We start from the raw sequence: 21,519 nt of genomic DNA, 5'->3' as shown, positions 1-21,519 counted from the left end.
CTGACCCCGGTCCCGCCGAGGCCCGAGTTCCAGGCTCATCCAACGCGAATAGTCATCAATGCTGACAACACTTGCCGCCCTGATACCGGTCATCCTCGTGATTGCCTCCGGCTATCTGATCGCCCGGACCGGTCTGATCACCGGAGAGCAATGGCGGGGTATCGAGAAACTCGCCTATTACGTGCTGTTCCCCGCCGTTCTGTTCCGGATCATCGCCCAGGCCGATTTCAACAGCTTTCCCACTCTCAATATGGGGCTCAGCCTGGTGGCGTCAATTACGCTGATGGCTGTGCTCCTGCTTGCGGCCCGCCCCGCGATCGAGCGTATCTGGGGCATCGCGCCGGAGCGGTTCACGTCGATATTTCAGGGCACCTTGCGCTGGAACGGAATGATCGCCCTTGCGATCGCCGACAATGTCGCCGGAGAAGCAGGCCTTGCCATGCTCGCGGTCGCCATGGTTTTCATGATCCCTCCGCTGAACGTGGCCAGCATTCTGGTCCTGTCGCATTATGCCGGCACAACCACGCCCAGCGTGGCGCGGATCCTGAAAGATCTCTACACAAACCCGTTCATGCTCTCCATCGGGGCAGGCCTCGTCTTCAATCTCGGCGGGATATCTCTGCCCTTCGTCGTTGACGACACGCTGGAGATTTTCTCACGCGCGGCCCTGCCGATCGGGATCATCTGCGTCGGTGCCGGGCTCGATCTCGGATCGCTGCGCCGACCGGGCCCGGCCCTCACCATGGGCACATTTCTGCGCCCCCTCCTCATGCCGCTTCTAGCCTTCGGTTTCGCGTCGCTGTTCGGCGTGAGCGGTGACGCGCTCGTGGTGGTCGTCATTGCAAGTTCGGTTCCCTGTGCCAGCAACGCCTATCTCCTGGCCCGGCAGATGGGCGGCGACGCGAAACTGATGGGAGAGATCATCACGCTGCAAACCCTTGCCGCAACAGTGACAATCCCTCTGGCCATGCTTCTGTTCACCTGAACCGAATACAGCTTTCATTTTTTGTCCATCCGTTCAAATATTTAGCAAGCGTGTGGACAGTTGGTAAGAGCGGGGGCGCGCGTGAAATTCCTGTCTTGTGCGCCAGGGCGATTCCTCCTATAGGCATGATCTCGATGACCGCGAAAGACACCCATCGAGACAACCCTTATCCCCATCGCCATCTGCTGGGCATAGAGGGCCTTCACCCCCACGAAATTCTGGGCCTTCTGGACCGGGCCGAGGAAGCCGTCGAGGTTTCCCGCCAGATCCACAAGCGCAGGCTGGTCCTGCAGGGCCGCACCCAGATCAACCTCTTTTTCGAAAACTCCACCCGCACCCAAAGCTCATTCGAGCTGGCGGGAAAACGGCTCGGTGCGGATGTGATGAACATGGCTGTGTCCCAGTCCTCGGTCAAAAAGGGCGAGACGCTGATCGACACGGCGGCGACGCTGAACGCCATGCATCCGGATTTGCTGGTGGTGCGCCATCATGCGGCCGGCGCGGTGCATCTGCTGGCCCGCAAGGTCGGCTGCTCGGTGGTCAATGCCGGCGACGGGCCGCATGAACACCCGACCCAGGCTCTGCTGGACGCCCTGACCATCCGCCGCCACAAGGGCAAGATTGCCCGGCTGACCGTGGCGATCTGCGGCGACATCGCCCATTCCAGGGTGGCGCGTTCCAACTTCATTCTCCTGAATGCTCTTGGTGCCCGCGTGCGCGTTGTGGCGCCTTCCACCCTGTTGCCTTCGGGAATCGCGAAAATGGGTGTGGAAGTCTTCAACTCCATGCGCAAAGGCCTTGAGGGCGCGGATATCGTCATGATGCTGCGCCTGCAGCGCGAACGCATGAACGGCGCCTTCGTGCCGTCGGTGCGCGAATATTACCGCTATTACGGCCTCGACGCGGAGAAGCTCGCCTATGCCAAGGACGATGCGCTGGTGATGCATCCCGGCCCGATGAACCGGGGCGTGGAGATCGACGCGTCCATCGCGGACGGCGCACAGAGCCTGATCCGCGAGCAGGTTGAAATGGGCGTGGCGGTGCGCATGGCCGTGCTGGAAGCGCTCGCAGCCAACCTGCCGAACAACGAGACAATCTAGAGGACTTTCACCGTGGCTCACGATGCACCCAAACCTCTGGTTCTCTCCAACGCCAGGGTGATCGATCCGGCGCGCGGGCTGGACGCACCCGGCTCGATCATCATCGCCGACCGCACGATCCTCGCCGCCGGACCGGAAGCGGCCAATCAGGGCGCTCCCTACGGCGCGGACATCATCGACTGCAAGGGCGCTATCGCCTGTCCGGGTTTGATCGACATGTGCGTCTCGGTCGGTGAACCGGGCGCCGAACACCGGGAAACCCTGGCAAGCGCCTCCCAGGCCGCGGCGGCCGGCGGCGTCACCACCATCTGCATCATGCCGGACACGGATCCGGTGATCGACGATCCGGCACTGGTGGATTTCATCCTGCGCCGGGCGCGCGATACCGCCAGTGTCAACATTCTGCCCCTTGCCGCCCTCACCAAGGGGCTTCGAGGCGAGGAAATGGCCGAGATCGGTCTTCTTCAGGAAGCGGGAGCCGTCGCCTTCACCAACGGCCACAAGTCGGTCAAGAACGCGCAGGTGATGCGCCGCATGATGACCTATGCCCGCGACTTCGATGCGCTGGTCATTCATCACACCGAGGATCCCGACCTTGCCGGCGGCGTCATGAATGCCGGCCTCAACGCAAGCTGGAAGGGCCTGTCAGGTGTATCGCGCGAATCCGAGATCATCATGCTGGAACGCGACCTGCGCCTTGTCGGCATGTCCAGAGGCAAATACCATGCGAACCTGATCTCCACCTCCGACAGCGCCGACGTCATCCGCACCGGCAAAGGCCGGGGTCTCGACATTACCGCCGGGGTTTCGATCAATCATCTGACCCACAACGAAAACGACATCGGCGACTACCGCACCTTCTTCAAGATGTCCCCGCCGCTGCGCGACGAGGACGACCGGCTTGCGATGGTCGCGGCCGTCGCCGACGGGACCATCGACATCATCTGCTCCAACCACGACCCGCAGGATGTGGAAACCAAGCGGCATCCCTGGGCGGAAGCAGAGGACGGGGCCATCGGCCTGGAAACCCTGCTGGCCGCCGCCCTGCGGCTGCATCATTCCGATGAGGTCGACCTGATCACCCTCCTTCGCACCATGACCTGCAGCCCGGCGGACCGGCTGGGTCTGGAAACCGGCCGCCTCGCCAAGGGGGCTCCGGCCGATATCACCATCTTCGATCTCGATCGCCCCTGGGTTCTTGAAAAAAGCGCGATCCGATCCCGTTCCAAAAACTCCCCGTTTGTTGATGCCCGGTTTTCGGGCCGGGTGCTCCGCACAGTGGTTGCCGGCAAAACGGTCTATAATCACGCATGATCGCCTGAAGCTCTTTTGTCCACTGACCGAGCGGACCGGTTTCGTCGTTGCCGGACTTGATCCAGCATTTCATGCGGTTACATTGCCCAGGGAAACAATTGCATACGGCGCGACAACACGGCATGGATGCTCTGGCCGCGCCACGGCATGACGCCGGGACGATACGCATTCACGGGGGGAATAACAGCGTGCCTGATCCGATCAGCTGGGAATTCGCCTGGCCCTATTATCTTGCCGCCCTCGCCTTCGGCTATCTGCTCGGGTCCATTCCGTTCGGGTTGATTGTCACGCGCATGGCCGGTCTTGGCGATATCCGCAAGATCGGCTCGGGCAATATCGGCACCACCAACGTATTGCGCACGGGCCGGAAATCCCTGGCCGCGGCAACGCTGCTGGGCGATGGCCTGAAGGGGACCGCCGCGGTTCTGGTCGTCGGGCAGATGTACGGCCAGGAGATGGCCCTGATTGCCGGTCTCGGCGCCTTTCTCGGCCACCTGTTTCCGGTCTGGCTGAAGTTCAAGGGCGGCAAGGGTTTCGCGACCTATCTGGGCGTCCTGCTTGGGCTATATTGGCCCATGTTCCTTCTGGCCGCGGCGATCTGGATCGCCATGGCATTCATCTTCCGCTATTCCTCGCTCTCCGCGCTGACGGCGAGCCTCTCCACCCCGATCCTGCTGTATTTTGCCTTCCACCAGTTCCAGATGGCGGAAATGTTCGTGCTTCTGGGTGTTCTTCTGTGGGCGAAACATCATGAGAATATCGGCCGTCTCCTGCGCGGCCGGGAAAGCAGGATCGGTTCCAGCTCCAAACCCGTCTCTGACGCCGCATCCGCACCGGATGGTCGAGGCAGGTGAGCAACCCGGCCCGGTATAAGGCACTCCGCCTCTCGGACGCCCAGCGTCTTGCCTGGCTGCGCCTGATACGGTCGGAAAATATCGGTCCGGCGACATTTTTCGACCTGCTTGACCATGCCGGTTCCGCCGAGCGGGCGCTGGAACTCCTCCCGGAGCTTTCCAGGCGCGGCGGCAAGAAAAGCTACAGGCTGTGTTCTACGGAAGATGCGGAAGCGGAACTGGCGGCTCACCGCGCACGGGGCGCGGATCTCGTCGCGTTCGGTGAAGACGGCTACCCGCCGCATTTGAGGCATATCGACGGACCGCCTCCGGTTCTTTCGGTTCAGGGCGGCACGATCCTGGCAAACCCGAAAACACTCGGTATCGTCGGTGCGCGCAATGCCTCGCTTTCGGGGAGAAAACTGGCGGCACGGTTCGCACAGGATCTCGGCAAGCAGGATTTCGTCATCGTGTCGGGACTGGCCCGCGGCATCGACGGGGCAGCCCACGAGGCCGCCCTTGCGACCGGAACGGTGGCGGTGTTCGCCGGTGGCATCGACGTTCTTTATCCGCCCGAACATGACCGGTTGCTGGCGGCGATCCTGGACAGGGACGGTACGGTGATCAGCGAGATGCCTCTGGGCTGGAAACCGCGCGGCCGGGATTTTCCCCGGCGCAACAGGTTGATTTCCGGAATTTCTCTGGGTGTCATCGTCATCGAAGCGGCCAAGGCCTCCGGATCGCTGCACACCGCCCGTTTCGCTCTTGAGCAGAACCGCGAGATATTCGCCGTTCCCGGCTCTCCTCTCGACCCGCGCTCGGAAGGCGCGAATGGCCTGATTCGCCAGGGTGCGACGCTGGTGACCTCGGCCGAGGACGTCCTGGAAAGTCTCTCCGGACGCCTGGAACCCGCGCTGCCTCTTCAGCAACGGCTTCTGGAAGATGACCGGAACGCACCTTCGCCGCCGCCGGACCCCGATGACAGCTTGCGGCAGAAAGTGCTTTCCGCCCTGGGGCCGGCGCCGGTCGATCTCGATGAACTGATACGGTTCCTGGGCGCAGATACCCGTTCGATCCACGTCATCTTGCTGGAATTGGAGCTTGCGGGAAAGATCGAGCGTCATCGCGGCAATAAGATTTCCGCCCTGCTTTAAGGACCGGATTCGGTCTGAATCCCGGTGGATAACCGGTATAGCGAGCGGACGGGTTGACCGGAAAGGTTCAAAGGTCCATTTGACACAAGGCGTGTGATCCGTGATCGTCTCGCCATAAAAATAATGTTCTCCACCGGGCGGACGTCCCGTTTCCGGCAAAAATAATTCGGGTAATAATGAACGTCGTCATTGTGGAATCTCCGGCGAAAGCCAAGACGATCAACAAATATCTCGGGTCCGATTACACGGTTCTGGCGTCCTACGGGCATGTGCGCGATCTGCCGCCGAAAGACGGATCCGTGAAGCCGGACGAAGATTTCGCCATGACCTGGCAGGTCGACAGCAAGTCCCAGAAGCGGCTTACGGAGATCGCCAATGCGGTGAAGGATGCCGACCGCCTTATTCTCGCGACCGACCCCGACCGCGAAGGGGAAGCGATTTCGTGGCACGTTCTGGAAGTGCTGCAGAAAAAGCGCGTGCTGAAGGGCAAGCAGATCGAACGGGTGGTGTTCAACGCGATCACCAAGAAGGCGATTCTGGAAGCCATGGCCAACCCGCGCGAGCTGGATGTGCCACTGGTCGACGCCTATCTGGCGCGCCGCGCGCTCGATTATCTGGTCGGGTTCACCCTGTCACCGGTGCTTTGGCGCAAGCTGCCCGGCGCCCGGTCCGCGGGCCGCGTGCAGTCGGTCGCCCTGCGGCTGATCTGCGACCGGGAAATGGAGATCGAGGTCTTCCGTCCGCAGGAATACTGGTCGATATTCGCCAATATGAAGACCCCGGCCGGCGACATGTTCCAGGCCGGCGTCACCGGTTTCGACGGCAAGAAGATCGGCCGCCTCGACATCACCAACGAGGCGGACGCCACCACGATCAGGACCATGCTGGAAAACGCCAGCTTCAAGGTCGACAGCGTGGCCTCGAAGCCGGCCAGGCGCAATCCGGCGGCCCCTTTCACCACCTCCACGCTTCAGCAGGAAGCCTCGCGCAAACTCGGCTTTGCCGCCTCGCGCGCCATGCAGGTGGCGCAGAAACTTTATGAAGGCATATCCATCGGTGGCGAGACCTCCGGTCTCATCACCTATATGCGTACCGACGGTGTGCAGATCGCCGGCGAGGCCGTCGACGCCGCCCGAACCGTCATCGGTCAGGATTTCGGTGACAAATACGTTCCCGAAAAACCGCGCATTTATTCCACCAAGGCGAAAAATGCTCAGGAAGCGCACGAAGCGATCCGTCCGACGGACCTTTCCCGCCGTCCCAAGGACGTTGCCCGTTTCCTCGATCAGGACCAGGCCAAGCTCTATGAACTGATCTGGAAGCGCACCATGGCGTCACAGATGGAATCCGCCGTTCTGGAACGCACAACCATCGAGATCCTGGCGGACGGTTCCGGCAAACGCGCCAACTTGCGCGCGACCGGCTCGGTTGTCCGCTTCGACGGTTTCCTGGCTCTCTATCAGGAAGGGCGCGACGATGATGAGGACGAGGGCTCCAAACGCCTGCCCGCCGTGGACGAAGGCGCTGCCCTGATCGCCGCCTCCGTCGAGGGAGAAACCAAGGCGATCGAAGCGTCCCAGCACTTCACCACGCCGCCACCGCGCTACACGGAAGCAAGCCTGGTGAAGAAGATGGAGGAACTCGGCATCGGCCGGCCCTCCACCTATGCCTCCACGCTGCAGACGCTGCGCGACCGGGACTATGTCGAACTGGAGAAGAAGCAGCTCATTCCGCTGGACAAGGGCCGCATCGTCACGGCCTTCCTGGAAAGTTTCTTCCAGCGCTATGTGGAATTCGACTTCACGGCGAGCCTTGAAGAGCAGCTCGACAAGATCTCCGCCGGTGAACTCTCCTGGGTGGAGGTCCTGCGCGATTTCTGGAAGGGTTTTTCCGGCGCTGTCGACGACATCAAGGACCTGCGCGTTTCCCAGGTTATCGATTCACTGAACGAACTGCTCGGCCCGCATATCTTCCCGGCCAAGGAAGACGGTTCCGATCCGCGCAAGTGCCCCACCTGCGACAGTGGCCAGCTTTCCCTGAAAGTCAGCCGCTGGGGCGCTTTCATCGGTTGTTCCAACTACCCGGAATGCAGCTTCACGCGCCAGCTCGGCAAGCCGAACGGCGAAGACGGCGAAGGCGATGAAGGCCCGAAAATCCTCGGACAGGACCCGGAAACCGGGGTCGATGTGTCGCTTCGCAACGGCCGGTTCGGCCCTTACGTGCAACTCGGCGAGGAAGCCAAGCCAAAACGGGCCTCCTTGCCTCGCGGCTGGTCCGCGCCGGACATGGATCTGGACAAGGCTTTGCAGCTTCTGTCCCTGCCGCGCGAGGTCGGTCCGCATCCGGAAGACGGCAAGATGATCAGCGCCGGTATCGGCCGCTACGGCCCCTTCGTGCTGCATGAGGGAACCTACGCCAATCTTTCCTCGGCCGATGAGGTCTTTTCAGTCGGCATCAACCGCGCCGTTGATGCCCTGGCTGAAAAACGCGCCAAGACCGGAGGCCGGTCCGCGGCAACGCCGCTGAAGGAACTCGGCGAACATCCCGATGGCGGCCCGATCAATGTCTATGACGGGCGTTATGGACCCTATGTCAAACACGGCAAGATCAACGCGACGCTGCCCAATGACAGCGACCCGAAAGCGGTGACGCTAGAGCAGGCGCTCGAATTGATCGCCGCCAAGGCCTCGAAGGGCGGCAAAGGCAAAACCGCCGCCAAGAAAACGGCGGCAAAAAAACCGGCTGCCAAGAAAACCGCAACCAAGAAAACGGCGACCAAAAAAACGGGTGAGAAAAAGACAGCCAAGGCCCCTGTCGATGCTTCGTCCGGTGAGGTCCCCTGGGATGATGCGTCTTGAACGCAAAACGAGTTAGCACGCGCAAGCACACAAATCGCAAACACGCAAAAGTCCCCGGGGAGATGCCCTCGCGCGAGGACATTCTCGCCTTCGTGGCGGATAATCCGGGGCGCGCGGGCAAGCGCGAGATCGCCCGCCATTTCGGCATCATCGGCGGCGCCCGCATTCACCTGAAGAAAATGCTCAAGGATCTCTCCGAAGAGGGACTTCTTGAAAAGCGCAACAAGCGCATGATCCGGCCCGGCGACATGCCGCCGGTGTTCGTCGCCAGTCTGGTGGCGCGGGACCGGGACGGTGAACTGCTCGGCGTTCCCGTGGACTGGGACGAAGAGGCGGGCGATCCGCCGAAGATCCTTATCCTGACCGGCAAGACCAAGGCAACGCAGCCGGGCGTCGGCGACCGGGCGCTGATCCGCCTGAGCGAAGCGGAGACCGGCGGGGAAGCGACACACGCAGCCCGGGTCATCAAGGTGCTGGAAAAACGGCAAGGGGCGATCCTCGGCATTCTCAGGAAACGGGACGGAGACCGTCCGCCCTATCTGGAGCCGATCGACCGCAAACAGCGCGAACTGGATATAGACCCAAGCGATCTCAAGGAAGCCGGTGACGGCGACCTTGTCAGCGTTCAGGTGACGCGTTCCGGCCGCTACGGCCATCCGCAGGCCTCGATTGTCGAACGTTTCGGCACGATGAAATCGGAAAAGGCGATCTCCGAGATCGCCCTGCAGTCGCACGGCATTCCTCATGTCTTTCCGGCAAGCGTCGAGGCCCAGGCCGAAGCCGCCAAGCCGGTCGAAAAGCTCGGCAAACGCGAGGACTGGCGCAAGATCCCGCTCATCACGATCGATCCGCCCGATGCCAAGGATCACGACGATGCGGTTTTCGCGGAGCCGGACGAAGATCCGCAGAACGAAGGTGGCCATACCGTCTATGTCGCCATCGCCGATGTTGCGTATTACGTGACGCCTGGCTCGCCGATGGACCGGGAAGCCAGTCTGCGCGGCAACTCGGTCTATTTCCCCGACCGGGTGATCCCGATGCTGCCGGAGCGGATTTCCAACCAGCTCTGCTCGCTCAGGGAAAAGGAAGACAAGCCCGCGCTCGCGGTGCGCATGGTGTTCGACAAGTCCGGCCGCAAGCTCAAGCACACCTTCCACCGGGTCCTGATGCGCTCCGCCGCGAAGCTGTCCTACATACAGGCTCAAAAGGCCATCGAGGGGATTGCCGACGAAACGACCGGGACGCTTCTGGAGGGTGTCCTGAAGCCGCTCTGGGCGGCCTATGAGGTGCTGAAGAAAGGCCGCCACGACCGGGAACCGCTGGACCTCGATCTGCCCGAGCGAAAGATCAAGCTGAAGGAAGACGGCACCGTCGATCACGTCTACGTGCCTGAACGCCTCGACGCGCACAAGCTGATCGAGGAATTCATGATCCAGGCCAACGTTTCCGCCGCGGAAACGCTGGAAAAGCAGAAAACCGCCCTGCTCTACCGGGTTCACGATGCGTCCACACCCGAGAAACTGGAAGCCCTCAAGGATTTTCTCACCACGCTGAACATGAAGCTGCCCACCTCCGGCGGCCTGAGGCCGTCCGCCTTCAACAGCATCCTGTCGAAGGTGAAGGACACACCGCATGCGCATCTCGTCAACGAGGTGGTGCTGCGCAGTCAGGCGCAGGCGGAATATGCGCCCCAGAACATCGGCCATTTCGGACTGAACCTGCGCCGTTATGCGCATTTCACCTCGCCGATCCGCCGTTATGCCGATCTGCTCGTCCACCGCGGCCTGATCTCGGCCCTCGGATTGGGCAAAGACGGTCTGCAGGACGGCATAGAAAGCAAACTCGATGCGATCGGGGCGGAAATATCCGCGGCTGAACGCCGCGCCATGCTGGCCGAGCGGGACACGATCGACCGCCTGATCGCCCTGTGGATGAGCGATCAGATAGGCGCCACGTTCCAGGGCCGGGTCGCCGGAGTGGTGAAATCCGGGCTTTTCGTGCGCCTTCAAGACACCGGAGCGGACGGGTTCGTGCCCGCATCGACCATCGGTCTCGATTATTACCGCTATGACGAAGGGTCGCACGCGCTGATAGGTGACAAAACCGGAGAGACCTACCAACTTGGCGATCAGGTAGAGGTCAGGCTCGTCGATGCCGCGCCGTTTGCCGGATCGCTGACATTCGAACTGATCAGTCACGGCCGCATAGGCGGCAAGCAAATCCGGAAAGCGGCCCCCAAGGCCCGGCGCGGACCGCCGAAGGGCGGACGCACGAAGACCTCGCCAGCCAAACACAGACGAAGGAGGTCTTCGTGACGGTTCTCTATGAGACAAACGCCAATCCGGACGGAGCGGAGCTGACCAGCACCAAGGCGCATCGGCCGGTCCTGGCGGCGATGCTGCGCGGCGCGGCCAACAAATGCATGAATTGCGGCCAGGGAAAGGTGTTCGACGGCTTCCTGAAGAACGCTCATGCCTGTTCCCAGTGCGGTCAGGAGTTTCACCATCACCGCGCGGACGACGCCCCGCCCTACTTCACCATCACCATCGTCGGCCACATCATTATCCCGGCGCTGCTGGCGGTGGAAGTCCTCTGGCACCCGGCCATCTGGATCCACATGAGCCTCTGGCTGCCACTGACAATCCTGCTTGCCCTTTCCCTCATGCGTCCGATCAAGGGCGCGCTGATCGGGCTGCAATGGGCGCTTTACATGCACGGTTTCGACCCGGATGCGGAAGACGATCTGCCGGTCGTGCCGGCCCCGGCGCCGGCCATCGTTGAAAGGCTCTCATGAGCGGATCATTCGAGAAGCAGCTGGCGAAAGACGAACAGGCCGGAAATCATCCCTATATTCGGCCGCGCGATGCCGCGACACTGCTCATTCTCGATCGCAACGGCAATGGCACCGTCCGCCTGCTGATGGGGCGGCGGCATAAGCGCCATACCTTCATGCCGGGCAAATTCGTTTTTCCCGGCGGGCGCGTCGATCCGTCCGATTCCAGGATCACGAATGTGGTTCCCTATCATCCGGACGTCGAGGCGAAGCTCTCCGAAGATCTGAAAAACGTCAAATCGGCGGCCCGCGTCCGTGCCCTGGCCCTTGCCGCGATCCGCGAGACATACGAGGAAGCCGGTCTTTTCATCGGGAAGAAATCGACCGGCGCGGCCCTCCACCTGGGCAGCGGATTTGAAGCCTTCGCGGAACGGGGCATCCAGCCGGATCTCGGCGGCATGCGCATGATTGCCCGGGCCATCACGCCACCGCAGCGTCCGCGCCGCTTCGACACGCGTTTCCTGGCCGTGTGGGCCGACGCTGTCGCCGACCGTCTGCCGGACGGCAAGGGACCCTCCGGGGAACTGGAGGACTGCGCCTGGCTCACCCTGGATGAGGCGCGCGGCAAGGAACTGCCGATGATCACCACCCGGATCCTCGCCGACCTGGAAGAGCGCCTGGAGAAGGACCCGGACCTGTCTCCGAAGACGCCCGTCCCCTACTATTTCTACCGCAAGGGCGGCTTTAACCGGACGCTGATTTAGGGTCCTGACCTGAATCCCCGCGACTTTCACCGCCCGTTCTTCCATATTCATGGGTGATACGTTGAATCCGGAAAATCAGGAGTTTTTCTCATGAAGAGGCATGCGGTCGTTCCCGAAGAACTGAAGCCCTGCTACACGGACTGGAGAATGTCTCCCGGACTCGCCTGCGGCGACTTCGTGTTCCTGACCGGTTTCACCGGTGAGGAGCCAAATGGGGACCTGCCGGAGGACCCGGAAACGCAGATCCGCAATGCATTTCGAAAGGTCGGACTGGTCCTGGCGAAAGCGGGCCTCAGCTATGGGGCGCTTGTCGACATGACGAGCTATCACGTCGGTCTGCGGACCCATCTTGAGACGTTCAAGACTATCCGGGCGGAATTCGTCGAAGAGCCCTATCCCGCCTGGACCGCCATAGAAGTCAACGGATTTGTCCGGGAAGGCGCCATCGTTGAGATCAAGGCTGTCGCCAGCCGGTCACCGAAGCTGGCGTGAGGAGAAACCGGTGGACGGATGGGGACCTCATGCCCCACACTGCCCCGGAGATTTTTTCCTCTCAAGCCATCAAATCATGCCGCGAACCGCAGGGAGCGCTTGACTTTCGCGCCCCGATGAGTAGGTTTCGCGCTGATTTCAGACATTGGGGCAGATTCACCGCCAGCCATCTGGCCGCAAGAACCCTATGCCCGACAACAAGGAACAGGATCCAAGGCCATGGCCAAGGCAACAACAATCAAAATCAAGCTCCTCTCCACGGCGGACACCGGATTCTTCTATGTCACCAAGAAGAACTCCCGCACGATGACCGATAAAATGGTCAAGAAGAAATACGACCCGATCGCCAAGAAGCATGTCGAGTTCAAGGAAGCCAAGATCAAGTAGATCCGGCGTTCAGGCTGTTTTGCAAGAACCCGCCCTTTCCGGCGGGTTTTTCGTTTCCCGGCACGCCTCGCATGACGGCGGCAAACCGGTGTCAGAGCGCCGGTGGACGGATGCAGATACACGCAACTCTACCGGCCCGGAGGCCGGGTCAGCTGGCTCAATTCAAACGGATTTGCGGCGGAAAAAAAGTGGTCGGCGGGAACACGGCATTCGAGGAGGCCACTCTTCGGCCGGTTCCCTGCCGACCTGCCCCACGGACCCAGGAGATGCGGCGGACCTGAGCACTCCGAGGGGTATCTTTAATCTGGCGTGTTGCGACGGCAATCATGCCCTCACCAAATAGACCATCGGGGATATCCCCGATCAGCGGTCACACTACTCTATTGTAACCTGAATGCAACATCTTCCGTAAAATATACACAGGAACAATGTCATCTTAGTAAATCTGTAACCTTAATATGGGCGTCGCAGTAGGCTCGACACTTTGAACCGCCTCACCGGAAGCCGAAACAGTCGGCTTCCGGTTGGCTGAAACCTTGCCGAGTTCTTTATCCGGAACATAACCACGGGTAATCGTGTCTCAGGCTTCGCCCAGGTAGGCGCGCACAGTTTCCAGGAACTTCGCCACAGAGATCGGTTTGGAGATATAAGCTTCACATCCGCCCTGGCGGATCCGCTCTTCATCGCCCTTCATGGCGAAGGCTGTTACAGCGATGACCGGGATTGAGGCGATATCCTCGTCCTCCTTGATCCACTTGGTGACTTCAAGACCCGAGACTTCCGGCAACTGAATATCCATCAGGATCAGATCCGGCCGGTTTTCACGGGCCAGTTGCAGGGCTTCGATCCCGGTACGGGTCTGCAAGGTATTGTAACCGTGTGCTTCGAGCAGATCATGAAACAACTTCATGTTCAGCTCGTTGTCTTCTACGATCAACACGGTTTTTGCCATATTTCCGGCCCTTTATCCGGCTGAAAGCCGGTTCCAATTATCGTTATCGCGGCGTTTTATTGTCCGCGGTAGAACCTGCCCCCGGCCTACATTAGGTTTGTTCTAACCCGGAATCGTTTCAGAAAGGCAAAAAAACACAATGAAAAATATACAGGCAAAGTCATTGTCCGTTGAAGAAGCGCAAGGGATCGCCACAGAGGCGCTTCTGCAGCTCAGCCGGGATCCGGAACAGGTCGGGCGTTTCCTCGCCATGTCCGGGATCGGGCCGGACGTGATTCGGGAAGCCGCGGAAGAGCCCGGGTTTCTGGCCGGAGTGCTTGAGTTCTACATGATGGATGAAGCGCTCCTGCTGGCGTTCTGCGAAAATTCCGGCGTCAGGCCGACCATGATGGCCGCGGCGCGATATGCCCTTGCCGGGGGACAGGAAGACCATGCCTGAACCGACACCGGTTCTTCCCGAGGTCCTCGACCAGATCCGGGCTCTTCCCCTCGCGCACAGACCGCTGATCGTCTGCGACGTCGACGAGGTGATCCTGCAATTCATCACCCATCTTGAAGCCTATCTGGACGCGCGTGATCTCGTCTTTCTGAAACACGAATACCGGCTGACGGGCAATATCGGCGGCAAGGCCGACCGGACGGCGCTCCCGGCGGACGACGTGCGCCGGCACCTGCTGGCCTTTTTCGATGAAACCAGCCATCGGCAGGATATGGTTCCGGGCGCGGATGCCGCCCTGCGCGAACTGGCGCGCGACTGGGAAATCGTGCTGCTGACCAATCTGCCCGGTGGTCACAACAAGCCGCAGCGCGAAAAACTGCTGTCGGGCATGGGCATTCCATATCCCGTGCTCGCCAATTCCGGACCGAAAGGCGGCGCGGTCGCCGCACTTGCCGCCGGGCGTCCCGGTCCCTTCGTCTTCATCGACGACAGCCCGACCAACCACAGTTCGGTGAGTGCCTCGCTGCCGTCGGCCACCCAGATCCAGTTTGTCGCCGATGCAAGGTTCCGGGGATCGCTGCTGCGCGAAAGCCATATCGACCTTGTCACGGGCGATTGGCAGGAGACTGCGGCCTTTATCGGCGGTATCCTGAAACGGTAATGATACAAGCGGAGCAGCAAGCCTTCGCGCCAGACCCTGTTGTGATCCATATGGTTCCGGAAAATCGAGCCCTTTGCCGGGACTGCGGCAACCGCTTTGAGGCGGCATCCTCCCGATGCCCGTCCTGCGGCAGCCCGCGGCTTGTGAGGCATGCGGAACTGGACATGCTGTCGATTGCCCATATCGACTGCGACGCCTTTTACGCCGCCATTGAAAAACGCGACAATCCGGAGCTCAGCGACCAGCCGGTGATCGTCGGCGGCGGCCAGCGCGGGGTCGTGTCGACCTGCTGCTACATCGCCCGCATCTACGGCGTTCGCTCGGCCATGCCGATGTTCAAGGCGCTGGAAGCCTGTCCCGATGCGGTGGTCATCAAGCCGGACATGGAAAAATATGCCCGGGTGGGCAAGGAAATCCGCGAACGCATGCGCGCGCTGACGCCGCTAGTGGAGCCTCTTTCCATCGACGAGGCGTTTCTGGACCTCACGGGAACACAGCGCCTGCACCATGCGACACCGGCGGAAACGCTTTCCAAATTCGTCCGCGATGTCGAAGACGATATCGGCATCAGCGCCTCCGTCGGCCTGGCGCCGAACAAGTTCCTGGCAAAGCTGGCGTCGGACCTTGAAAAACCGCGCGGTTTCTCGGTGATCGGTGCGGCGGAGGCGAAAACCGTGCTCGCGGCGATGCCCGTCGGCCGTATCTGGGGCGTGGGCAAGGTCTTTCAGCAGAAGCTGGAAAGAGACGGAATCCGCACCATCGGCCAGTTGCAGACGATGGAGTCCGTCGATCTCGCGCGCCGTTACGGGTCGATCGGACTGCGTCTCGCCAAGCTTTCCAATGGTGAGGATACACGTTCGGTCGAACCGGGCCGGGGCGCGAAGAGCGTTTCGTCTGAAACGACGTTCAGGACGGATATCTCCACTCTGGACACCTTGCGGCCGATCCTGCGCAGCCTGTCGGAAAAAGTCTCCGCCCGCCTGAAAAAATCCGGGATTTGCGGACGGGGTATCACGTTGAAGCTCAAGACGGCCGACTTCAGAACGACAACGCGCGCGCGGCATCTGGCCGACCCGACGCAGCTAGCCGACAGGATTTACGCCGCCGGCGAGGCCCTTCTTGACATTGAGACCGACGGCCGGAAATTCCGGCTGATCGGCATCGGTGTCAGCGATCTGGAACCCGCGGAGCGCGCCGACCCGAAAGATCTTCTCGATCAGTCCGCCGAACGGCGCAAGAACGCCGAACTGGCCGTGGACCGGCTGCGGGACAAATTCGGCAAATCGGCCGTCGAGCTCGGCCTGACCCATGCGGCCAAAGTGGCGGAAAAAGCAAAAAAGACCTGAATTTCCCAGCTGACTATTGCGTGGTCGCGTTAATGCCGGGGGCACTCGACCTCTTCGTAGAGTTCCAGCGCCGCCATCCGGCCCTGGATGGTGAAGTCGCCATAATCGAGTTTCAGCTGTCCGCTGATACCATTCTCGTAAAGCCAGAAGGACAACTGATAAACGGGGAGCAGTTCGCCGCTCGCGTTCTCCTCGGCCGGATCGAAATAGGCGACGGTGACCGGCCAGTAGGAAAGACCGGCAAGCGGCGCCTCCGGCCCTTGCGCCCCGGCTTTGACCGGGCTGAGCGTCCTGGCGCCGATCACCGTCGTCGTGGCGTAGACCTTCTCGCCGGTTTCCGCCCCGTCATAAATGTCGGCCGCCAGGAAATGCACACCCTCGTCGGCCGATTTCAGCACGGCGAGAAGATGCTCCGTGGGAAAAAGCACCTCGCGGCCGATTTCAAGCGACTTTTCCGAAGGTTCCTTCAGTTCGACCGTCTTCGCCCCGGCGCCCGCGCGCGCCGTCCCGCGCGTCGCTTCGACCAGTTCCTGGTCGACAAAGGTTTTCGACAGGAACTGGTAGCTTGCCGCCTTCGGCTCCTCGAAGGAGGTGGTCTGCAGATCGGTGATCTGCGAGCCGCCGTTCGCATCCTGGAATTCGGTCACAAAACGGAAATTGACGCTGTAGCCCTCGCAGGCGCTGCCCGAAAAATCATAGACCATCCGTCCGCTCAGGCCCGCGATGCCGGATTGCTCTTCCATATCGCCCAGCTTCATGTCGTAGACGGCCCGGTGCGGCACCAGTTTGTACGCCGCACCCGGTCCCATGGTTCCGGCGACAACTCCGGTTGCCGCGGCGGACGACACGGCAATTGCAAGCAGCACTCCCCGCAATGTCAGGGATACGGACTTGGGAACGCACTGCATCAATCAAACCTCTTTTTCGTCCGGGGGTACGCGCCACCGGGGCCCGTGCCGGACATTATGCGGCAAACCGCCCGTTTCGCCAGAGCGAATAAGCAGTTGCCCGTGAAAACTTCAAGTGCGGATTATATCTCACACAAATCCGCTGGAAGAGGCACTTTCCGGCAGGTCCGCGTCCCCTCCTCCACAGCTTCCTTGTCGCGATGGCGAAGAATTTGGCCTTGTCACGTCAGACGAATTACGCCAAGACACCGGACAACCTCACATAGGCCTGCGGACAGCAGAATTCAACGAGACACTCCAGCGCGGAGACCCCTTATGAGCACCATTGAAGCCCGCCTTTCCGACCTCGGGATCACCCTGCCGGAGGCCGCCGCGCCCGCGGCCAACTACGTTCCCTTCGTCAGAACCGGCAACCAGCTCTTCATCTCCGGACAATTGCCGATGAAAGAGGGGAAGATCCAGGTCACCGGCAAGCTTGGCGCCGATGTCAGCCTCGAGGACGGCAAGGCCGCTGCGAAGCTCTGCGCCATCAATCTTCTGGCGCAGGCTAAGGCCGCGCTGGGAGATCTTGAGAAGGCCACGCGCCTCGTCAAGATCGTCGGTTTCGTCAATTCGACCGCCGATTTCACCGAGCAGCCGCAGGTGATCAACGGCGCTTCCGATTTCATGGTGGAGGCCATGGGCGACAAGGGCCGGCACGCCCGTTCCGCCGTCAGCGCGGCCTCCCTGCCCTTCGGCGCGGCCGTCGAGATCGAGGCTATTTTCGAAATCGCGGATTAGTCTTCCTTTCGGCGCCGCGCTTTTCACCGGCGCCGCCCCTGATGATCGAGACCCAAGCCATGACCCCGGATCTCCAGGCCGTTTTCGCCCGCCCGATCGCGCATCGCGGTTATCATGACGCCGATAACGGCATCATCGAGAATACGCCGGCCGCCATCGCCGGGGCGGTGGAGAAGGATTTCGCCATCGAGGTGGACGTGCAGGAAACCGCCGACGGCGAGGCGCTGGTGTTCCACGACTACACGCTCGACCGGCTGACGGAGGGGACCGGCAAGGTCATAGACCGGTCCTCGCGCGACCTTGTGCAGATCCACATGAAGACCGGGGCCGACAGGCTGTGGCTGCTGCAGGACCTGTTCGACCTTGTCGACGGCAGGGTTGCGCTGGTCATCGAGATCAAGTCGCTGTTGCGCCGGGACGCCCAGGGGGTATTTGTGCGCCGGGTCACCGATCAGGTGGCCGCCTACAGGGGACCGGCAGCGATCAAGACCTTCGATCCGGACATGCTGTCCATCGCCCGGGGCCACAACCCCTCCGTCCTGCGCGGCATCGTGGCGGACGGGGCGGAACCGGGTCCCGCCTACGGCCTGCACGGCCGCATGGACCGGTTCATCCTGCGCCATATCCTGCACGCGCCGCGCACAAGGCCGCATTTCATCTCCTACGGCATCAAGGACCTGCCCAAGGCCGGGCCCAGCCTGCTGCGCTCGCTGTGCAAGCTTCCGATCATGTGCTGGACGGTGCGCACCCGCGAGCAACGCGAGAAAGCGGCGCAATATGCCGACCAGATCGTTTTCGAAGGCTTCGATCCGGACAAAAATCCCACGATTTGACCCGGGACGGGCCCGAACCTCTTGCACTGCAAAATGGCGACGCTACATTTCGATCATGGTTTCAAATCGTGGTTCTTTCTGACGCATGACCTCATTCCCCACAAAGGACGGCAAGGGACCGGCGTCGGCCGGAGCGGATCGAACTGCAACCCTGCGCATCCTGTCGTCACTGAAGGATGTCTCGCGGGAAGACTGGGATCAGGTCGCCAATCCCGGCTGGCAGCTGACGGGCCGCGGTGTCCTGCAAAAAGATGCCCGATGTTCCGGCCTGGACGACCTTGCCGTCGCTCTGGTTGACGATGCCGGGCTGTTGCCTGAAGAAACCGCCTTCAACCCCTTTCTGTCGCATGCGTTCCTGGAGGCCCTGGAAGCGTCGGGCTGCGCCACCGCCGAAACCGGCTGGCTGCCCCGGCACATGCTTCTGGAAGACGATACAGGTGCGGTTCTGGGCGCCGTGCCCGCCTATCTGAAGAGCCATTCGCAGGGCGAATATGTCTTCGACCACGGCTGGGCCGAGGCGTTCCACCGGGCGGGCGGCGACTATTACCCGAAACTGCAGGTCTCCGTGCCCTTCACCCCCGCCACTGGCAGACGGTTCCTGACCGGGCCCGGCGTCAACCGGGAAGCAGGAATGCAGGCGCTGGCCGCCGGCCTGGTTCAGGTCTGCAAGCGGACCGGCGCGTCCTCCGTCCACGCGACTTTCCTGACCAAACCGGAATGGGACAATCTCGGCGATCTCGGTTATCTGCAGCGCACCGACCAGCAGTTCCACTGGGAAAACAAGGGTTACGACAGTTTCGAGGGTTTCCTGGCGGATCTCGCCTCGCGCAAGCGCAAGGCCATCCGCAAGGAACGCCGCGAGGCGCTGAGCGCCGAGGGCATCGAGGTGGAATGGGCCACCGGCTCAGACCTGACCGAGGCCCATTGGGACGCGTTCTACACCTTCTACACGGATACGGGCAGCCGCAAATGGGGCCGGCCCTATCTCAACCGCGAGTTCTTCTCGCTGATCAACGAACGGCTGGCCGACCGCACGCTTCTGGTGCTGGCCAAACGCAATGGACGCTACGTCGCCGGCGCGCTCAACTTCATCGGCTCCGACACGCTGTTCGGCCGCAACTGGGGCTGCACGGAACACCATCCGTTCCTGCATTTCGAGCTCTGCTACTATCAGGCCATCGATTTCGCCATCGCCCACGGCCTGAAACGCGTGGAAGCCGGTGCGCAGGGCGCGCACAAGCTGGCGCGCGGCTACCTGCCCGCCACCACCTATTCCGCCCACTGGATCGCCCATGAGGGCCTGCACGACGCGATCGCCGATTTCCTCGAACACGAACGCGCGGCGGTGGAACACGAGAACGCCGCCCTCGCCGAGCACGCCCCGTTCCGGAAAGACGGCTGAACGCGGAAAGCGCCAGCCGCACTGCCATGGCCTCCGACCGCGCAGGTCGCGCGGCCACACAGCGCGTCGTTGTTACCAACGAGACTGCCCCTCACATACCGCGCTGTCCCGGCCCTGAGCCGGGACCTTCCCCAAAACCGGACGAAGCTGAGAAAGACCCCTGCGCAAGGCCGGGGATGCAGGGTGTGGTGACCGCCCGCGAATACGGACGATCCCGAGCCCGCATCCCCCTCGGCTATTCCCCCGGAACGAGACCGAACGCCCACCACACCTACCGCGCTGTCCCGGCCTTGCGCCGGGACCTTCCCCGAAACCGGACGAAGCTGAGAAAGACTCCGGCTCGAGGCCGGGGATGCAGGGTGTGGTGGCGGCACATGGATACGGATGATCGATCTTGCCCCCACATCCCCCCGGTTGACTCCCCGGACAAGCGCAGCGCAGAGCCGGGGTCTACTCGTTTCCAGAGCCTCTATCGGGTGTTCGCAGTGTCCGCCTCGAATGGTCAGATCCGGAACAAGCAGAACTCAGGGCCTGACCCAGCAATCCATGCCGGGCATCTTAAAAAGATCAGGCCCGGGTTCGTGGCAACGGAGCGGCATGGATGCCATGGTCGAGCCATGGCATGACGGAGAAGGAATGTAATTCAAGGACGACAGCCGGCCCCGGCAACGCCCCTTGCCATGCCCGTCCCACAAAGACGAACCGTGTCAGGGCTGCTCGAAACTCTCCGCGACGTCATACATGACCGGTTCGAAACTCTTGCACAGCCCGCTGATGCGGCGGTTGCGCTCGCGCATTTCCGGCGACCTCAGCATCGCCAGGAAATCCTCCCGCCGCCGCCACTGCGAATAGTTGGCGATGCGCGTCTGCGCGTCGTTGACATGAAGCCCCGCGCCGATGAACCCCGGCTGATGACGGATGAACTCCTCGTAGGCATCCTTCAGCTCGTCCAGAAGGTCGAAACAGGTCCCCGGCGTCATTTCGAAGGTGGTGATGACGGTCTGGCAATCCCGGTCACTGGATATCTCAGGCATGACTCTCCTCCTCCCCGGAAGGCTGGCACGTTTTGTGGGGGCGGGCAATATGGGGATGGGAGGGAGGCTTGTTGGTAACGCATGTCCGGTCCCTATACAATCAAGTCCCTGCCTCTTTCGGCCTAAGCATGCTTAGGCGAAGCTGTTCCGGAGAACCTTGGCAAGGCTTTCCATCCGCCACATCAGAACCCGGCCCTATACGCCTAAAACAAACGGCAAAGCGGAGCGCTTCATCCAGACCATGCTCAGAGAATGGGCCTATGCCATCCCCTTCAAATCATCCCTGACACGAGAGACCGATCTGCCAAGATGGCTTGACTGGTACAATAACAAACGGCCACACATGGGCATCAATGGCAAAACGCCAAATCAGGCCCTCAACGGAACAACCTGATCAGAAACCACATCTAGAACATCGACCAGTTCTGTTGATCGCTTCCTGGCCCGCAACGCTATCACGTTCAAAAAAAGACAGCGCACGCCAGCGAACAGGAACGCGCCGAT

The 21,519-nt window shown here is 61.6% G+C and carries 20 protein-coding genes and 1 pseudogene; 18 read left to right on the top strand and 3 right to left on the bottom strand.

The features are described from left to right. Positions 1-58 precede the first annotated feature (58 nt). The 11 genes from CLV41_RS19895 to rpmG all read left to right on the top strand — a co-directional run bounded on the left by CLV41_RS19895 (position 59) and on the right by rpmG (position 12,660). Entirely contained in the window at positions 59-985 is a 927-nt protein-coding gene (locus tag CLV41_RS19895; RefSeq protein ID WP_103224186.1) for an AEC family transporter, read from the top strand. A 134-nt stretch (positions 986-1,119) separates the two neighbouring features. Then, positions 1,120-2,085, top strand: coding sequence for an aspartate carbamoyltransferase catalytic subunit (locus CLV41_RS19890; RefSeq protein WP_103224361.1), 966 nt, complete (start codon positions 1,120-1,122; stop codon positions 2,083-2,085). Between the two features lie 12 nt (positions 2,086-2,097). Beyond that, positions 2,098-3,399 (top strand): dihydroorotase, encoded by a 1,302-nt coding sequence (locus CLV41_RS19885; RefSeq protein WP_103224185.1) that lies wholly within the window; start codon positions 2,098-2,100, stop codon positions 3,397-3,399. A 188-nt stretch (positions 3,400-3,587) separates the two neighbouring features. Continuing rightward, entirely contained in the window at positions 3,588-4,253 is a 666-nt protein-coding gene (gene plsY, locus CLV41_RS19880) for a glycerol-3-phosphate 1-O-acyltransferase PlsY (protein WP_103224359.1), read from the top strand. After that, the gene (gene dprA / locus CLV41_RS19875) at positions 4,250-5,386 is read left to right on the top strand and encodes a DNA-processing protein DprA (protein ID WP_103224184.1); all 1,137 of its coding nucleotides are present in this window, start codon (positions 4,250-4,252) and stop codon (positions 5,384-5,386) included. The genes plsY and dprA overlap by 4 nt, the downstream gene beginning before the upstream one ends. Before the next feature lie 176 nt (positions 5,387-5,562). Continuing rightward, entirely contained in the window at positions 5,563-8,244 is a 2,682-nt protein-coding gene (gene topA / locus CLV41_RS19870) for a type I DNA topoisomerase (protein WP_103224183.1), read from the top strand. 62 nt (positions 8,245-8,306) lie between these two features. Beyond that, the gene (gene rnr, locus CLV41_RS19865; RefSeq protein ID WP_103224182.1) at positions 8,307-10,559 is read left to right on the top strand and encodes a ribonuclease R; all 2,253 of its coding nucleotides are present in this window, start codon (positions 8,307-8,309) and stop codon (positions 10,557-10,559) included. Next, positions 10,556-11,038, top strand: a complete 483-nt coding sequence (locus tag CLV41_RS19860) for a DUF983 domain-containing protein (protein WP_408014121.1) — start codon at positions 10,556-10,558, stop codon at positions 11,036-11,038. The genes rnr and CLV41_RS19860 overlap by 4 nt, the downstream gene beginning before the upstream one ends. Continuing rightward, positions 11,035-11,781, top strand: a complete 747-nt coding sequence (locus CLV41_RS19855; RefSeq protein WP_103224181.1) for an NUDIX hydrolase — start codon at positions 11,035-11,037, stop codon at positions 11,779-11,781. Before CLV41_RS19860 ends, CLV41_RS19855 begins: the two co-directional genes overlap by 4 nt. A 90-nt stretch (positions 11,782-11,871) precedes the next feature. Then, positions 11,872-12,273, top strand: a complete 402-nt coding sequence (locus CLV41_RS19850) for a RidA family protein (protein WP_103224180.1) — start codon at positions 11,872-11,874, stop codon at positions 12,271-12,273. 219 nt (positions 12,274-12,492) lie between these two features. Then, complete coding sequence (gene rpmG, locus CLV41_RS19845) at positions 12,493-12,660, top strand: 50S ribosomal protein L33 (protein ID WP_068410285.1); 168 nt, start codon at positions 12,493-12,495, stop codon at positions 12,658-12,660. A gap of 580 nt (positions 12,661-13,240) precedes the next feature. On the opposite strand, the gene CLV41_RS19840 is transcribed toward rpmG, so the two are convergent. Continuing rightward, entirely contained in the window at positions 13,241-13,612 is a 372-nt protein-coding gene (locus CLV41_RS19840) for a response regulator (protein WP_103224179.1), read from the bottom strand. Between the two features lie 139 nt (positions 13,613-13,751). On the opposite strand from CLV41_RS19840, the gene CLV41_RS19835 reads away from it, so the two are divergent. Genes CLV41_RS19835 through CLV41_RS19825 form a run of 3 tightly spaced genes read left to right on the top strand, consistent with a single transcriptional unit; the run spans position 13,752 to position 16,058 of the window. Next, positions 13,752-14,051, top strand: coding sequence for a DUF3572 domain-containing protein (locus tag CLV41_RS19835; protein WP_103224178.1), 300 nt, complete (start codon positions 13,752-13,754; stop codon positions 14,049-14,051). Beyond that, positions 14,044-14,712: a hypothetical protein gene (locus CLV41_RS19830; protein ID WP_103224177.1), complete on the top strand. Its 669-nt coding sequence runs from the start codon at positions 14,044-14,046 to the stop codon at positions 14,710-14,712. Before CLV41_RS19835 ends, CLV41_RS19830 begins: the two co-directional genes overlap by 8 nt. 50 nt (positions 14,713-14,762) lie before the next feature. Then, positions 14,763-16,058: a DNA polymerase IV gene (locus CLV41_RS19825; protein ID WP_103224356.1), complete on the top strand. Its 1,296-nt coding sequence runs from the start codon at positions 14,763-14,765 to the stop codon at positions 16,056-16,058. 29 nt (positions 16,059-16,087) lie between these two features. Here CLV41_RS19825 and CLV41_RS19820 read toward each other — a convergent pair whose 3' ends face one another. Beyond that, positions 16,088-16,966: a cell envelope integrity EipB family protein gene (locus CLV41_RS19820; protein WP_103224176.1), complete on the bottom strand. Its 879-nt coding sequence runs from the start codon at positions 16,964-16,966 to the stop codon at positions 16,088-16,090. A gap of 315 nt (positions 16,967-17,281) precedes the next feature. Between CLV41_RS19820 and CLV41_RS19815 the strand changes: the two genes are divergently transcribed. The 3 genes from CLV41_RS19815 (at position 17,282) to CLV41_RS19805 (ending at position 19,981) form a co-directional block, all read left to right on the top strand. Continuing rightward, positions 17,282-17,746, top strand: a complete 465-nt coding sequence (locus CLV41_RS19815; RefSeq protein WP_103224175.1) for a RidA family protein — start codon at positions 17,282-17,284, stop codon at positions 17,744-17,746. Positions 17,747-17,787: 41 nt separating this feature from the next. Further along, entirely contained in the window at positions 17,788-18,579 is a 792-nt protein-coding gene (locus CLV41_RS19810; protein ID WP_235867194.1) for a glycerophosphodiester phosphodiesterase family protein, read from the top strand. Positions 18,580-18,664: 85 nt separating this feature from the next. Then, a complete protein-coding gene (locus CLV41_RS19805) occupies positions 18,665-19,981 on the top strand; it encodes a GNAT family N-acetyltransferase (RefSeq protein WP_103224174.1) in 1,317 nt (438 codons plus the stop codon). 707 nt (positions 19,982-20,688) lie between these two features. On the opposite strand, the gene CLV41_RS19800 is transcribed toward CLV41_RS19805, so the two are convergent. Beyond that, complete coding sequence (locus CLV41_RS19800; RefSeq protein ID WP_103224173.1) at positions 20,689-21,015, bottom strand: antibiotic biosynthesis monooxygenase family protein; 327 nt, start codon at positions 21,013-21,015, stop codon at positions 20,689-20,691. Between the two features lie 145 nt (positions 21,016-21,160). Here CLV41_RS19800 and CLV41_RS19795 point away from each other — a divergent pair. After that, positions 21,161-21,409: pseudogene (locus CLV41_RS19795) on the top strand (integrase core domain-containing protein); the annotation flags it as partial. Positions 21,410-21,519: the final 110 nt, after the last annotated feature.

The organism is Roseibium marinum (assembly GCF_002906165.1).
GTDB classification, from domain to species: Bacteria; Pseudomonadota; Alphaproteobacteria; order Rhizobiales; family Stappiaceae; genus Roseibium; species Roseibium marinum.
Note: the sequence above shows the minus strand (reverse complement) of the source record. Positions and strands in the feature narration are given on the sequence as shown.

Excerpts from the sequence above, each read along its gene's own strand:
- CLV41_RS19815 (WP_103224175.1), top strand. The coding sequence starts at position 17,282 with ATGAGCACCATTGAAGCCCGCCTTTCCGACCTCGGGATCACCCTGCCG.
- CLV41_RS19805 (WP_103224174.1), top strand. The coding sequence starts at position 18,665 with ATGACCTCATTCCCCACAAAGGACGGCAAGGGACCGGCGTCGGCCGGA.
- rnr (WP_103224182.1), top strand. The coding sequence starts at position 8,307 with ATGCCCTCGCGCGAGGACATTCTCGCCTTCGTGGCGGATAATCCGGGG.
- CLV41_RS19890 (WP_103224361.1), top strand. The coding sequence starts at position 1,120 with ATGACCGCGAAAGACACCCATCGAGACAACCCTTATCCCCATCGCCAT.
- CLV41_RS19895 (WP_103224186.1), top strand. The coding sequence starts at position 59 with ATGCTGACAACACTTGCCGCCCTGATACCGGTCATCCTCGTGATTGCC.
- CLV41_RS19850 (WP_103224180.1), top strand. The coding sequence starts at position 11,872 with ATGAAGAGGCATGCGGTCGTTCCCGAAGAACTGAAGCCCTGCTACACG.
- CLV41_RS19810 (WP_235867194.1), top strand. The coding sequence starts at position 17,788 with ATGATCGAGACCCAAGCCATGACCCCGGATCTCCAGGCCGTTTTCGCC.
- CLV41_RS19800 (WP_103224173.1), bottom strand. The coding sequence starts at position 21,015 with ATGCCTGAGATATCCAGTGACCGGGATTGCCAGACCGTCATCACCACC.
- CLV41_RS19855 (WP_103224181.1), top strand. The coding sequence starts at position 11,035 with ATGAGCGGATCATTCGAGAAGCAGCTGGCGAAAGACGAACAGGCCGGA.
- topA (WP_103224183.1), top strand. The coding sequence starts at position 5,563 with ATGAACGTCGTCATTGTGGAATCTCCGGCGAAAGCCAAGACGATCAAC.
- CLV41_RS19825 (WP_103224356.1), top strand. The coding sequence starts at position 14,763 with ATGGTTCCGGAAAATCGAGCCCTTTGCCGGGACTGCGGCAACCGCTTT.
- CLV41_RS19835 (WP_103224178.1), top strand. The coding sequence starts at position 13,752 with ATGAAAAATATACAGGCAAAGTCATTGTCCGTTGAAGAAGCGCAAGGG.
- CLV41_RS19840 (WP_103224179.1), bottom strand. The coding sequence starts at position 13,612 with ATGGCAAAAACCGTGTTGATCGTAGAAGACAACGAGCTGAACATGAAG.
- rpmG (WP_068410285.1), top strand. The coding sequence starts at position 12,493 with ATGGCCAAGGCAACAACAATCAAAATCAAGCTCCTCTCCACGGCGGAC.
- CLV41_RS19830 (WP_103224177.1), top strand. The coding sequence starts at position 14,044 with ATGCCTGAACCGACACCGGTTCTTCCCGAGGTCCTCGACCAGATCCGG.
- CLV41_RS19820 (WP_103224176.1), bottom strand. The coding sequence starts at position 16,966 with ATGCAGTGCGTTCCCAAGTCCGTATCCCTGACATTGCGGGGAGTGCTG.